The organism is Methylobacterium trifolii, from assembly GCF_022179685.1.
GTDB lineage: Bacteria > Pseudomonadota > Alphaproteobacteria > Rhizobiales > Beijerinckiaceae > Methylobacterium > Methylobacterium trifolii.
Genome location: NZ_BPRB01000187.1, coordinates 1 through 12,802, shown reverse-complemented (window position 1 = coordinate 12,802; position 12,802 = coordinate 1). Strand labels below are relative to the sequence as shown.

Sequence of the window (12,802 nt, the reverse complement as noted above, 5' to 3'; positions counted from 1 at the left end):
GCGCGCCGATCGCCGCGACCTCCAGACCCGCCTGACCGCCAAGGGCTACGACGTGGGCGAGCCGGACGGGAAGGTGGGCGCCAAGACCCGCGACGCGATCAAGGACGTGGAGCGCAGCCTCGGCATGCCGGCCACCGGCCGCCCGGGCGGCAAGGTGCTGGACGCCCTGCGCCGGGGATGACCCGCCGCCTGATCGTCTCCGGCTCGCCCTTCGAGGCGGCCTACGGCTACTCGCGCGCCGTGGTCGAGGGTGGCTTCGTCCACGTCTCCGGCACCACCGGCTACGACTACGCCGCGATGACGATGCCCGAGGACGTGGGCGAGCAGACGGAAGCGTGCTGGCGGACCATCGCCTCCGTGCTGGCGCAGGCGGGCTCCGGCCCGGAGCGCATCCTGCGGGCCACCTACTACGTCACGAGCCGCGCGGATGCCGAGCCCGTGCTCGCGGTGTGCGGGCGCGTGCTCGCCGCGGTGCGCCCCGCGGCGACGATCGTGATCGTGGCCGGCCTGTTGCGGCCGGAGATGAAGGTCGAGATCGCCGTGACCGCGAGCGTGGGGTAGGCGCGCGGCCCGTCCGCGACGCCGCGGACGATGCCCGGACACGAAAAAGCCCGGCCCGATACGATCGGGCCGGGCTTTTTTCGGTCCTGCGCACGGCGGGAATCCGGGACGATTACTCCGCGGCGACGGGCTTCTTGGTGCGGGCGGCGCGCTCGACGATGCGGGCCGACTTACCGCGGCGGTCGCGCAGGTAGTACAGCTTGGCGCGCCGCACCTTGCCGCGGCGGACCACCTTGATCGAATCGATCATCGGCGAATGCACCGGGAAGACGCGCTCGACGCCCTCGCCGTAGGAGATCTTGCGGACGGTGAAGCTCTCGTTGAGGCCGCCGCCGGAGCGGCCGATGCACACGCCCTCGTAGGCCTGCACGCGGGAGCGCTCGCCTTCCTTCACGCGGACGTTCACGATCACCGTGTCGCCCGGCTCGAAATCGGGGATGGTCTTGGCGAGGCGCGCGACTTCCTCGCGCTCCAGTTCCTGGATGATGTTCATCGATAGTCTCCGGCCGTCGCGCCGCGCCACCCCGGATGGGCCGCGGGCGTCAGGATTTCGGCATCCTGTTGTGAGTTGGCGGCTCCGTTACAGGAGCGCGCGGCGTTTGTCGATGCGCTCCATTGCGCGCGAGGCCGGCGGGACCGCATGAGTTGAGAAAATCCCCACCGCGGTCCACATGGAGGGAAGGCGCCTCGTGGCGCCGTTCCCGGCCGGCCTTGAACCGGCGCAGCGGAGATCCGATCGAGCCATGTTCATCCAGACCGAAGCCACTCCCAATCCCGCCACCCTCAAGTTCCTGCCCGGCCGGGTGGTGCTGGCCGAATCCACCTTCGAGGCCAAGGACGCGCAAGGGGCGGCCCGCTCGCCCCTGGCCCAGCGCCTGTTCGACGTGCCGGGCGTCTCCGGCGTGTATTTCGGGCACGACTTCATCTCCGTCACCAAGGCCGAGGACGGCAGCGAGTGGCCCCAGGTGAAGCCCGCCGTGCTCGGCGCGATCATGGAGCACTTCCAGTCCGGCGTGCCGGTGATGGCCGAGGGCGGCCTGGAGGCCGGCGACGACGCGGCGGAGGAGTTCTACGACGCGGCCGACCACGACACCGTCGTGACCATCAAGGACCTGCTCGAGACCCGCGTGCGCCCGGCGGTGGCCGGCGACGGGGGCGACATCACCTTCCGCGGCTACAAGGAAGGCGTGGTCTACCTGGAGATGAAGGGCGCCTGCTCGGGCTGCCCCTCCTCCACCGCCACCCTGCGGCACGGGGTGCAGAACCTGTTCCGCCACTTCCTGCCGGAGGTGCGCGAGGTCCAGGCGGTCTGAGCTGTCCCTGCGACGCAGCCGGGCAACACTCCGGCCGCAACGGCACCGCGACGGCCGCTCCGCCCTGACGGGGCGGCCTTTTTATCCTAGGGTCCGGCAGGCTCCCCACTGGTAAGGGACGGGGTAATCGGGAGTAGGCGTGCGTATCCTGGCCATCGACACGGCGCTTGAGCTCTGCGCCGCCTGCGTCGCGGCGGACGATGCCGACGAACCGCTCGCGCGCGAATCGATGGCGCTCGCCCGCGGCCATGCGGAGGCGCTGCTGCCCCTGGTGGAGCGGGTGATGGCCCGCATCGAGGGCGGCTTCGAGAGCCTCGACCGGATCGCCGTCACGGTCGGCCCCGGCAGCTACACCGGCCTGCGCGTCGGCCTCTCGGCGGCCCGCGCCCTGGGGCTCGCCACGGGCGTGCCCGTGGTCGGCGTCACCACCCTCTCGGCCCTGCTGGCACCGCTGCTGGCCTCGAACGAAGGCCTGATCGCGGCCGCGATCGATGCCCGGCACGGGGCCGTCTACCTCCAGGCGCTGAGCCCCGCGGAGGGAATCGTCGTGGCGCCCGCCCACCTGCCCGTGGACGAGGCGGCCCGCCGCCTCGGCGCCGGCCCCGCCACCCTGGTCGGCTCCGGCGCCCCGGCGCTCGCCGCCGCCCTGCGCGCGCGGGGCGTCGAGGCGGTCGTGGCCGACACCCAAGGCCCCGAGATCGCCTCGGTCGCGTCCCTCGGCCTGCTGGCAGACCCGGCCCAGGCCCTGCCGCGGCCCATGTACCTGCGCGGCCCCGACGCGCAGCCTCAGGACCATGCGAGGCTCGCACGGCGATGACCCGGCCCGTCTCTCCCTTCTGGCCCCTCGAATGGTGGCTCGCCTGGTGGGACGCGGTGGCTCCAGAGCCCTACGTCGCCCCCCTGCGCGATGCCGGGCAGGCGCGCGCGCTGGCCCGCCTCCACGCCACCGCCTTTGCAAGGCCCTGGGACGCGCACGAGTTCGAGCGGATGCTGTGCGAGCGCTCCACCGAGGCGCATGCCCTCTGGCGGGGGGGCACGATGGCCGGTTTCGTGCTCTCGCGGAAGGCGGCGGACGAAGCCGAGATCCTCACCGTCGTGCTCGCGCCCGCTGCCCGCGGCGGGGGCCTGAGCCACCGCCTGCTGCGCGAGCACCTCGCCCATCTGGCCCTCTCCGGCGTCGCCCGCGTCCACCTGGAGGTCGACGAGGGCAACGGCCCCGCCCTCAAGCTCTACGCCCGGCACGGCTTTTCCCAGGTGGGCGCCCGCACCGGCTACTACGTGAAGGCCGACGGCAGCCGGGCGACGGCGCTGACCATGCGCGCCGACCTCGCGTGAGCCGGCAGTGACCCGCCTCGGCGTGGCCCTGCGGCTCGCCCTCCTGGCCCTCGCCTTCGCGCTCCTCGTCGGGCCGCACTGGCTCGGCCTGCGGCTGGGACGGGGCTCGGGCTTCGCGCCGCCCCTGTTCCACCGGGCGTTCCTCCGGCTGTTCTCCGTGCGCGTGACCCAGAGCGGCACCCCGCCGGCCCCGGGCGAGCCGGCCCTGGTGCTCGCCAACCACGTCTCCTGGCTCGACATCATCGCGCTCGGATCCCTCCGCCCGCTCTCCTTCGTGGCCAAGTCCGAGATCGCGGGCTGGCCGGTGGTGGGGACCCTGGCCGCCCTCCAGCGCACGGTGTTCATCGACCGGGCGCGACGGGGCGCCACCGCCACGGTCAACCGGGCGGTGGGCAGCCGGCTCGCGGCGGGCGAGCTGATCGTGCTGTTTGCCGAGGGCACCACCGGCGACGGCACCCGCCTGCTGCCGTTCCGCTCTTCCCTCGTCGGCGCGGCGCGCGCCGCGATCCAGGCCGAGGAGGGGCGCCTGGAGCGCATCCGCCTCCAGCCCCTGGCGATCACCTATCCCCGGCGCAACGGCCTGGCCGTGGTGCGCGCCGAACGCCCCGACATCGCCTGGTACGGCGACATGGAGCTGGCCCCCCATCTCGCCGCCTTCACAGCCAACGGGCCGATCGACGTGCACGTGGTCTGGGGCCAGCCGATCGCCTTCGAGACCGGCACCGACCGCAAGGCCGCCACCGCCCGGGCCGAGGCCTCCGTGCGGGCCGCGCTCCAGCAGGCGGTGACGGGCCGGCAGCCGCAGGGTGTTCCCCTCCCGGCCGATGAGGGGGGCCGGCAGCCGGGCCTCGCCGCCGCCGGGATGGCGGCGACCTGAACGGCTGCCGGGGTCGTGTCTCAGGTGGACGTTCGGCTGAAAGGTCCGCAGAGGATGGGACGCCGACCGTTTGCCTAGCGCCGCGATGTCGGCGAGACGGACGATCCAGGTGGGAACCGATGCGGGTGATGGCCCCCCAGGCGCCGTGGGCGAGCCCCGACGAGCCGGGTATCCATCGGGTCTGCTTCGTCGCCGCGTCCGCCGGGAGATCCACGCGAATGGCCGAGATCGAGTTCGACGCATGATGCGGAAACGTGGAATCCGGTTTTCCGAAAACATCGTGCGAAACCAAAGGCCTGGAGCAGGCCGCCATGTCCGTGACATAGCGGCATGCTCCAGGGGAGAGAACGCGTAGTGGCGCTCGTCATACGCCGCGTTCTGGACGCCCTGGCCCTGATCGGCCGCTACGGCACGCAGGGCTTCGTCGCCAGCCTGTTCGTCGGCCTTGCACTGCCGCAGCTCGCTGCCGCGGCGCGGCCGCTGCTCGGCGTCGCGATCTTCACCTTCGTGATGATGACCTTCATGCGCGTGGACCTGCTCGCCGTGCGCGGCCTGATGCGCCGGCCGGCGCTCCTCATCCTGACCTGCCTCTGCCTCATCGCCATACCTGGGCTGCTGGTCAGCGGGGCGGTGGCGCTGATCGGGCGCGGCAACCTCGATCCGGGGCTCATGCTGGGTCTGTCGATCCTGGCGGCGTCCCCGCCGATGATGTCGGCACCGGCCATCGCCATGCTGCTCAGGGTCGAGCCGACGCTGATTCTGACGGGTGTCCTCTCGGTCACGATCCTGTCCCCGCTGGTGTCGCCGACCATCCTCGACCTCGTGGCGGGGGCGGCGGTCCCGCTCGACGTGGGCGCGCTGATCCAGCGCCTGTCGTGGCTGGTGGGGGGCGCGATCCTGGCTGCGGCTTTGCTGCGCCGCCTTCTCGGCCCGGAGCGCATTCGCCGGAACCGAGCGAGCTTCGACGGCGTCGGCGTCGTGATGTACGTCCTGTTCGCCATCGCCGCGATGGACGGCGTGCTCGCGGCCATGCTCACCGAACCGGGACGGGTCGCGCGCTTTCTCGGCGCGGCGGTCGCGCTGTCGCTCGCCGGCTTTGCCGTGACCTGGCATGTGCTGCGGCAGGTCGCGCCGGCGGAGCGTCTCGTGCTGGGCTACGCGACGGGGCAGCGCAACATGGGCCTGCTCATAGCGGCGCTCGGAGCCAGCACCCCGGACACGACGTTCCTGTTCTTCGCGCTGGCCCAGTTCCCGATCTATATCGGCCCGCAAATCATCAAGCCCCTCGCCCGGAGGCTGGCACCGGCGCCCCACGGCCCGAGTTCTTGAAGGTTCCGATCAATGCTCCCCCGGCGGCGGCGCCTCCGAATGGAGTCGGGGCGGCGATCGGGAGTCATGATCGGACCTCCCAGGGTCGGCAGCAGGAGCGAATCTCAAACGTCGCGACACGACCGGTCGCAGCGACGCCCTGCGGATTCTGTGATAGAGCCTCGCGCTCGGGCCCGGCGCAGATGGCCGGGCCGACTTGGGAGCCGCGCTCCCTTCCGCCGAACCGGCATCCACTTCGGCGGGGAGCGCTCGAGGGATGTCGGGACCTGACGCGTTGAAGAAAGCCTTCGTCAAATCCTACGGCTGCCAGATGAACGCCTACGACGCCGCCCGGATGGCGGACGTCCTCGGCGGCCAGGGATACGCGGCGACGGACAAGGTGGAGGAGGCCGACGTGATCGTCCTCAACACCTGCCACATCCGCGAGAAGGCCGCCGAGAAGGTCTATTCCGAACTCGGCCGCCTGCGGGTGCTCAAGACCGAGCGGGCAGCACGGGGCCATGACACCCGCATCGTCGTGGCCGGCTGCGTGGCGCAAGCCGAGGGCGGCGAGATCCTGTCGCGGGCGCCCGCCGTCGACGTGGTGGTCGGCCCGCAGAGCTATCACCGCCTGCCCGACCTCTTGGCCCGCTCGCACCGGGGCCGCGTGGTCGACACCGAGTTCCCCGTCGAGGACAAGTTCGACCACCTGCCCGCCCGCCGCAGCCGCGGCGTCTCGGCCTTCCTGACCGTGCAGGAGGGCTGCGACAAGTTCTGCGCCTTCTGCGTCGTGCCCTATACCCGCGGCGCCGAGGTCTCGCGCTCCGTGGCGGCCGTGGTCGCCGAGGCGGAGAAGCTCGCGCTGGCCGGCGTGCGCGAGGTCACCCTCATCGGCCAGAACGTCAACGCCTATCACGGCGACGGCGCGGACGGCGGCACGGCCGGCCTGCCCGACCTGATCCGGGCGGTGGCCGCCATCCCCGGCATCGTTCGGATTCGCTACACCACCAGCCATCCCAACGACATGGGCGCGGACCTGATCCGGGCCCATGCGGAGGTCCCGGCCCTGATGCCATACCTCCACCTGCCGGTGCAGTCGGGCTCCGACCGGGTGCTCGCAGCGATGAACCGCAAGCATACCGGCGACCAGTACCGCCGGCTGATCGCGCGGGTGCGCGCGGCCCGGCCCGACGTCGCCCTGTCCTCGGACTTCATCGTCGGCTTCCCCGGCGAGTCGGATGCGGATTTTTCCGACACGATGCGGCTCGTCTCCGAGATCGGCTTCGAGAGCGCCTACTCGTTCAAGTACAGCCCCCGCCCCGGCACGCCGGCGGCCGAGCGCGCCGACGCGGTGCCCGAGGCGGTGATGGCCGAGCGCCTGGCCGCCCTCCAGGGGCTCCTCGACGCGCAGCGCCACGCCTACCAGCGGGCGGCCGTGGGCCGGACCCTCGACGTGCTGGTGGAGAAGGCCGGGCGCCGGCCGGGGCAGGTCGCGGGCAAGACGCCCCACCTCCTCGCGGTGCAGTTCGACGCCCCAGCCTCCCGCATCGGCGAGGTCGTGCCGGTGCGGATCGTCGAGACGGGCAGCAACAGCCTGTTCGGCGCGCCCGTCCCGGAAGCGGCGGCGGCCTGACGTGTCGACCCACGCGAGAGGAAATCCTGAGTGACGGCAGGTGATGGAACGGCCGGGCGCGGCGGCCCCTTGCGCGGCCGCGGGCCGGCCGCGCGGCCGGGCACACCGCAGGAGACGGTGGAGGTCTCCCTGACCTTCGACGACAACCGCCTCGCGAGCCTCGTCTTCGGCCAGTACGACCAGAACGTCGCCCATATCGAGCGGCGCCTCGACGTGACGGCGACGGCTTTAGGCAACCACCTCGTGGTGAAAGGGCCGCCGGACGCCGCCGAGAAGGCGAGGCGCGTCTTCGAAAAACTCTACGCGCGGGTGCGCACCGGCGGCAGCGCCCTGACGCTGGGCGACGTGGACGGCGCGATCCAGGAGGCCACCGTCCAGGGCAACCTGTTTCCCGCAGCCGTCATCGCGGCCGAGCCCGACCGGCCGCATTTCGAGCAGATCGCCACCCGCCGCCGCGGCGCCGTGCGGGCGCGCAACGCCGCGCAGGACGCCTACATCAAGGCCCTGCGCACCAACGAGCTGGTCTTCGCCGAAGGCCCCGCCGGCACGGGCAAGACCTGGCTGGCCGTGGGCCACGCCGTCTCCCTGCTGGAGCAGGGACATGCCGAGCGCCTGATCCTGTCGCGCCCGGCCGTCGAGGCCGGCGAGCGCCTCGGCTTCCTGCCCGGCGACATGCGCGAGAAGGTCGACCCGTACCTGCGCCCGATCTACGACGCCCTCTACGACTTCATGGAGGCGCGCCACGTCGACCGCGGCCTGCAGACCGGCATCATCGAGATCGCGCCGCTCGCCTTCATGCGCGGGCGCACGCTGACCAACGCCGTGGTGCTCCTGGACGAGGCCCAGAACACCACTTCGATGCAGATGAAGATGTTCCTGACGCGGCTGGGCGAGAACTCGCGCATGATCGTCACCGGCGATCCGAGCCAGATCGACCTGCCCCCGGGCCAGAAGTCGGGGCTGGTGGAGGCGGTGGGCGTGCTCGACGGCGTCGAGGGCATCGGCCGCATCACCTTCAAGGACGTGGACGTGGTCCGCCACGACCTCGTCCGCCGCATCGTCACCGCCTACGAACGGGCCGCCCACGGGGAATCGGACGCCGACCGCAACCCCAACCCTCGGCGGCGGCCGCTGGCGTGACCAGGGACATCGACGTGGCGATCGAGGACGCGCGCTGGACGGCGGCGCTTCCCGACCTGGAAGCCTTCGTGGCCCGCGCCGTCGAGGCTGCGTTGGCGGTTGCGCCCGAAAGTAAGCCCGCGCACCCCGTCGAGGTCAGCGTGCTGCTGGCCGACGACGCCACGGTGCAGGACCTCAACCGGACCTGGCGGGGCAAGGACGCGCCCACCAACGTGCTCTCCTTCCCGGCCGCCCCGCAGCCGAGGCATGCCGGCGCCGCGGTGCCGCTGGGCGACGTGGTTCTTGCGTATGACACGTTGCTGCGCGAGAGTGCCGAGCAAGGCAAGCCGCTCCGGAATCACCTCGCGCACCTCCTCGTCCATGGCACGCTGCATCTTCTCGGCCAGGATCACGAGACCGGCGAGGCCGAGGCCGAGGCCATGGAGGCCGTGGAGGTCGCAGCCCTCGCCCGGCTCGGCGTGCCCGACCCCTACGCCGACTGAGCGGCCCTCCCGCAGCAGATCCCAGATCCGAGAGACATGACCAACGATCGAAGTCGCGGCGCGGCCCAGGCCGCGCCCAGTTCCCACGACGGCGAGTCGGGGGCCCGCGAGCCCTGGTACGACCGCCTCCTTCAGGTCCTTCACCTGAAACCGCGCGACTCCCTGCGCGACGACATCGAGGACGCCCTGGCCGACCCGGATGCGGGCGAGAACGCCTTCTCGCCCCTCGAACGCGCCATGCTCAAGAACGTGCTGGGCCTGCACAAGGTGCGCGTGGACGACGTGATGATTCCCCGCGCCGACATCGTCGCGGTCTCGGTCGAGACCAGCCTCGGCGACCTGCTCCGGCATTTCCGCACCGCCGGCCATTCCCGCCTTCCCGTCTACGGCGAGACCCTGGACGACCCCCGCGGCATGGTCCACATCCGCGACCTCGTGGACCACATGGCCGCCAGGGCCGAGGCCGGGACCCGGCGTCCGGCCGCCGCCGCTGTGACACCTGCGGGGACCCCTGCCGCGACCGGCGAGGCCGTCGAGGCCGCGCCCGCGGCCAAGCCTGCCCCGCGCCCCCGCCGCAGCCCGGTCCGCGCCCTGCGCTCGCTCAACCTCGGCAACGTCGACCTCTCGGTGACGCTGGCCTCCACGCGTATCCAGCGGCCGGTGCTGTTCGTGCCGCCCTCCATGCCGGCCATCGACCTCCTGGTGCGGATGCAGGCCACCCGCACCCACATGGCGCTCGTGATCGACGAGTACGGCGGCACGGACGGCCTGATCTCGATCGAGGACCTGATCGAGATGGTGGTCGGCGACATCGAGGACGAGCACGACGTGGCCGAGGGCCGCCTCGTGCAGCGCCTCGACGGCGAGGGCGAGGTCTTCGTGGCCGACGCCCGCGCGCCGCTGGCCGAAGTCGCGGAGGCGACCGGCGTCGACCTCGTGGCCGCCGTCGGCGAGATGGCCGAGGAGATCGACACGATCGGCGGCATGATCGTGACGCTGGTCGGCCGCGTGCCCTCGCGGGGCGAGCTGATCACCGGGCCGGGCGACCTCGAGTTCGAGGTGCTCGACGCCGACCCCCGCCGCCTCAAGCGCCTGCGCTTCCAGCGCGGCCCGGCCCGGATCGCGGCCGTGGTGCCGCTGGCCCTCCCCCCGCCCGCAACACAACCGGTCGCCGAGACGCCCCACCCGTGATCGGTGCCGCGGACGCCTATGCCCGCGCCGCGCACCCGCCCGGCGCGCGGCCGGGCGGTCCGTTGGCGCGCGCGGCCGCGGCGGTCGGGCGCCTGCGCGGCTGGCGCCGGCTCGGGCTCAGTTGGCTCGCGGGCGCGGCCGGCGCCCTGGCGATGCCGCCCTTCGGGGTGCTCCCTGCCCTCGTCGTCTCCCTGTCGCTCGCGGTCTGGCTGATGGACGGGGCCGCCGGAGGCCCCACCTCGCCCCTGCGCCGGATCGTGCCCAGCGGCCTCGTCGGCTGGGCCTGGGGCTTCGGCTACCTCACCGCGGGCCTGTGGTGGCTGGGCTCGGCCTTCCTGGTGGAGGCCGACGAGTTCCTGTGGGCGTTGCCCCTCGGCGTCGTCGGCCTGCCCTTCGGCCTCGGGCTGTTCTACGGGGCGGGCTTTGCGGCCGCCGGCCTGCTCTGGCTGCGGGGGCCGGGGCGGATCGCGGCGCTGGCCTTCGGCATCGGTGGGGCCGAGTGGCTGCGCGGGCACGTCCTCACCGGCTTCCCCTGGAACACGCTCGGCATGGCGCTGGGCCAGGATATCCGGCTGATGCAGTCGGCCGCCCTCGTCGGCCTCTACGGGCTCACGCTCCTGGCGGTCCTGGTCTGCGCCGCCCCGGCGACGCTCGCCACCGGCTCCCATCCGCGCAGCCGCTTCGGCCCGAGCGCGGCGGCCCTCATCGTGCTCGCGGCCATGGCCCTCTACGGCGCCTATCGCGTCGGCCCGGCGCCCGACCCGACGGTGGCGGGCGTGCGGCTGCGCCTGGTGCAGCCGAACCTGCCCCAGGACGCCAAGTTCCGGCCCGAGAACCGGGAGGACATCGTCGACCGCTACGTCGAGCTGAGCCGGCGCCCGCCGGAGGCCGGCGCGGCGGCGCCGACGCACATCGTCTGGCCGGAATCGGCCTTCCCCTTCCTGATCCAGCGCGACCCGGAGGCGATGGCCAAGGTCGGCGCCGGCCTGGAGCCCGGCCAGCACCTGATCGCCGGCGCGGCCCGCGCCGAGGAGCCCCTGCCGGGCGAGCGCCTGCGCTACTTCAACGCGATCATGGCGATCGAGCCGGGCGGGCGCATCAGCGACAGCTACGACAAGGTCCACCTCGTCCCGTTCGGCGAATACCTGCCCGGCCCCCTCGACGCCGCCCTGCGGATGGTCGGCCTGCGCCAGTTCGTGTCCATCCCCGGCGGGTTCTCGGCCGGCAGCCCCGCGGCCCAGCGCATCCTGTCCGTGCCCGGCCTGCCGCCGGTGGCCGCCACCATCTGCTACGAGGCGATCTTTCCCGGCGCGATCCTGCCCGCGACCCCGGCGGCAGCACCTGCCGGCCTGATCCTGAACGTGACGAACGACGCCTGGTTCGGCGACACGCCGGGCCCGCGCCAGCACCTCGCCCAGGCCCGCCTGCGGGCGGTGGAGGAGGGCCTGCCGCTGGTGCGCGACGCCAACACCGGCATCTCCACCGTCATCGACGCGCATGGCCGGATCACGGCGCGCCTGCCGCTCGGCGAGGAGGCGATCCTCGACGCGGACCTGCCCGCGCGCATCGTCGGCGGCACCCTCTACGGGCGCCTGGGCGACTGGAGCTTCGCCGTGATGCTCGCCGCCTGCCTCGGCGGGACGCTCGCCGCACGGCGCCGGGCGTGACGCCCCCGCCCGCCCCGCCGAACCGGCTGCTGCTCGGGTTCGTGCTGATGCTGGTGGCGTTCAACCTGCGCCCGGCGCTCAGCACGGTCGGCCCGCTCCTCCACGCCATCCGCGAGGGCACGGGCCTGAGTGCGGCGGGGGCTGCCGTCCTCACCACCCTGCCGGTGCTGTGCCTCGGCCTCGCCTGCGCCCTGACGGTCACGGTGATCCGCCGGATCGGCCCCGACCTCGGGGTGCTCGCGGGCACGCTCGTCATCGCAGCCGGCCTGGCCCTGCGGGGGTTCGACGGCCTCGTCCCGCTCTTTGCCGGCACGGCGGTCGCGGCCACCGGCATCGGGCTCGCCAACGTGCTGATGCCCGCCCTGGTCAAGCGCGACTTCCCCGCCCGCGTCGGGTTCATGACCGGGCTCTACACCATGATGCTGTGCCTCGGCGCGGCGGCGGGCGCCGGCGCCGCCGTGCCGATCGAGCAGGCCATCGGGCATGGCTGGGCGCCGGCGCTCGCCGTCTGGGCCCTGCCGGCCGCGCTCGCGGCGCTCGCCTGGGCGCCCTTCGCGCGCAAGGCCTCCGCCGGGGCCTCGCCCGCCCCGAACATCACCCGGCTGCTGCGCGATCCCCTGGCCTGGCGGGTGACGGCGTTCATGGGCCTGCAATCGTCCCTGGCCTACGTGCTGTTCGGCTGGCTGCCCCTGCTGCTCCAGGACCGGGGCCTCTCGCCCCTCGATGCGGGCCTGATCGCCTCGCTGACGACCCTGCATCAGGCGCCCGGCGCCCTGGCGGTGGCGACGCTGGCCGCCCGGCGGCGGGACCAGCGCGGCTGGGTCGTCGCGGTGCTGGCCGTCACGCTCGCGGCCTTCCTCGCCCTCGCCTTCGGGCCGGACGCGGTCCGCCTGCCCGCGGCCGGGGCGCTCGGCCTCGGCATCGGCGGGTGCTTCGCCCTCGGCCTGACCCTGATCGTCCTGCGTGCCGCGGATGCCGCCAGCGCCGCCGGCCTCTCGGCCATGGCGCAGGGCGTCGGCTACGCCGTCGCCTGCCTCGGCCCCCTCGGCTTCGGCCTCGCCCACGAGGCCACCGGCGGCTGGGGCCTCTCGGCGGCACTGTTTGCCGCCATCACCGTCTGCGCCGGACTCGCGGGGTTGGGCGCCGGACGCGACCGTCAGGTCGGGGCCTGAGAGACGGCGGCATCGAGCGAGTCCCGCTCGGCGCGCGTCCCTCCCCTCTACGGGCTACGGTATTCACACATCTGGCGAGGATGGGTGACGAGGCGGGGGTCCCCTCTCCCGTACGGGAGAGGG

General features: G+C 73.3%; 14 protein-coding genes. 13 read left to right on the top strand and 1 reads right to left on the bottom strand.

Going from position 1 to position 12,802, the window contains the following annotated elements; genetic code table 11:
• Together COGEMETH_RS16410 and COGEMETH_RS16405 are read left to right on the top strand one after the other, a co-directional pair.
• The coding region (locus COGEMETH_RS16410; protein ID WP_238183670.1) for a peptidoglycan-binding domain-containing protein at positions 1–181 on the top strand (181 nt) is incomplete at its 5' end.
• Positions 178–561, top strand: coding sequence for a RidA family protein (locus COGEMETH_RS16405; RefSeq protein WP_238183669.1), 384 nt, complete (start codon positions 178–180; stop codon positions 559–561). The genes COGEMETH_RS16410 and COGEMETH_RS16405, both read left to right, overlap by 4 nt.
• Before the next feature lie 112 nt (positions 562–673).
• On the opposite strand, the gene rplS is transcribed toward COGEMETH_RS16405, so the two are convergent.
• Complete coding sequence (rplS, locus tag COGEMETH_RS16400) at positions 674–1,054, bottom strand: 50S ribosomal protein L19 (protein ID WP_238183668.1); 381 nt, start codon at positions 1,052–1,054, stop codon at positions 674–676.
• Between the two features lie 250 nt (positions 1,055–1,304).
• Between rplS and COGEMETH_RS16395 the strand changes: the two genes are divergently transcribed.
• The 11 genes from COGEMETH_RS16395 to COGEMETH_RS16345 all read left to right on the top strand — a co-directional run bounded on the left by COGEMETH_RS16395 (position 1,305) and on the right by COGEMETH_RS16345 (position 12,679).
• Complete coding sequence (locus COGEMETH_RS16395; protein WP_238183667.1) at positions 1,305–1,874, top strand: NifU family protein; 570 nt, start codon at positions 1,305–1,307, stop codon at positions 1,872–1,874.
• Between the two features lie 139 nt (positions 1,875–2,013).
• Positions 2,014–2,691: a tRNA (adenosine(37)-N6)-threonylcarbamoyltransferase complex dimerization subunit type 1 TsaB gene (tsaB, locus tag COGEMETH_RS16390; RefSeq protein ID WP_238183666.1), complete on the top strand. Its 678-nt coding sequence runs from the start codon at positions 2,014–2,016 to the stop codon at positions 2,689–2,691.
• The gene (locus COGEMETH_RS16385) at positions 2,688–3,209 is read left to right on the top strand and encodes a GNAT family N-acetyltransferase (RefSeq protein WP_238183665.1); all 522 of its coding nucleotides are present in this window, start codon (positions 2,688–2,690) and stop codon (positions 3,207–3,209) included. The genes tsaB and COGEMETH_RS16385 overlap by 4 nt, the downstream gene beginning before the upstream one ends.
• 7 nt (positions 3,210–3,216) lie before the next feature.
• Positions 3,217–4,086: a lysophospholipid acyltransferase family protein gene (locus COGEMETH_RS16380; RefSeq protein WP_238183664.1), complete on the top strand. Its 870-nt coding sequence runs from the start codon at positions 3,217–3,219 to the stop codon at positions 4,084–4,086.
• Positions 4,087–4,440: 354 nt separating this feature from the next.
• Positions 4,441–5,415 (top strand): hypothetical protein, encoded by a 975-nt coding sequence (locus COGEMETH_RS16375; RefSeq protein ID WP_238183663.1) that lies wholly within the window; start codon positions 4,441–4,443, stop codon positions 5,413–5,415.
• 274 nt (positions 5,416–5,689) lie between these two features.
• Positions 5,690–7,027 (top strand): tRNA (N6-isopentenyl adenosine(37)-C2)-methylthiotransferase MiaB, encoded by a 1,338-nt coding sequence (gene miaB, locus COGEMETH_RS16370; RefSeq protein WP_238183674.1) that lies wholly within the window; start codon positions 5,690–5,692, stop codon positions 7,025–7,027.
• A 69-nt stretch (positions 7,028–7,096) separates the two neighbouring features.
• The gene (locus COGEMETH_RS16365; protein WP_238183673.1) at positions 7,097–8,167 is read left to right on the top strand and encodes a PhoH family protein; all 1,071 of its coding nucleotides are present in this window, start codon (positions 7,097–7,099) and stop codon (positions 8,165–8,167) included.
• Positions 8,164–8,649, top strand: a complete 486-nt coding sequence (gene ybeY, locus COGEMETH_RS16360; RefSeq protein ID WP_238183662.1) for an rRNA maturation RNase YbeY — start codon at positions 8,164–8,166, stop codon at positions 8,647–8,649. Before COGEMETH_RS16365 ends, ybeY begins: the two co-directional genes overlap by 4 nt.
• Before the next feature lie 36 nt (positions 8,650–8,685).
• Entirely contained in the window at positions 8,686–9,840 is a 1,155-nt protein-coding gene (locus COGEMETH_RS16355) for a hemolysin family protein (protein ID WP_238183661.1), read from the top strand.
• Positions 9,837–11,507 carry an apolipoprotein N-acyltransferase gene (lnt, locus tag COGEMETH_RS16350; protein ID WP_373875383.1) on the top strand — a complete coding sequence of 557 codons (1,671 nt, stop codon included), beginning with the start codon at positions 9,837–9,839 and terminating at the stop codon, positions 11,505–11,507. The genes COGEMETH_RS16355 and lnt overlap by 4 nt, the downstream gene beginning before the upstream one ends.
• Positions 11,504–12,679, top strand: coding sequence for an MFS transporter (locus tag COGEMETH_RS16345; protein WP_306421755.1), 1,176 nt, complete (start codon positions 11,504–11,506; stop codon positions 12,677–12,679). The genes lnt and COGEMETH_RS16345 overlap by 4 nt, the downstream gene beginning before the upstream one ends.
• Positions 12,680–12,802 lie beyond the last annotated feature (123 nt).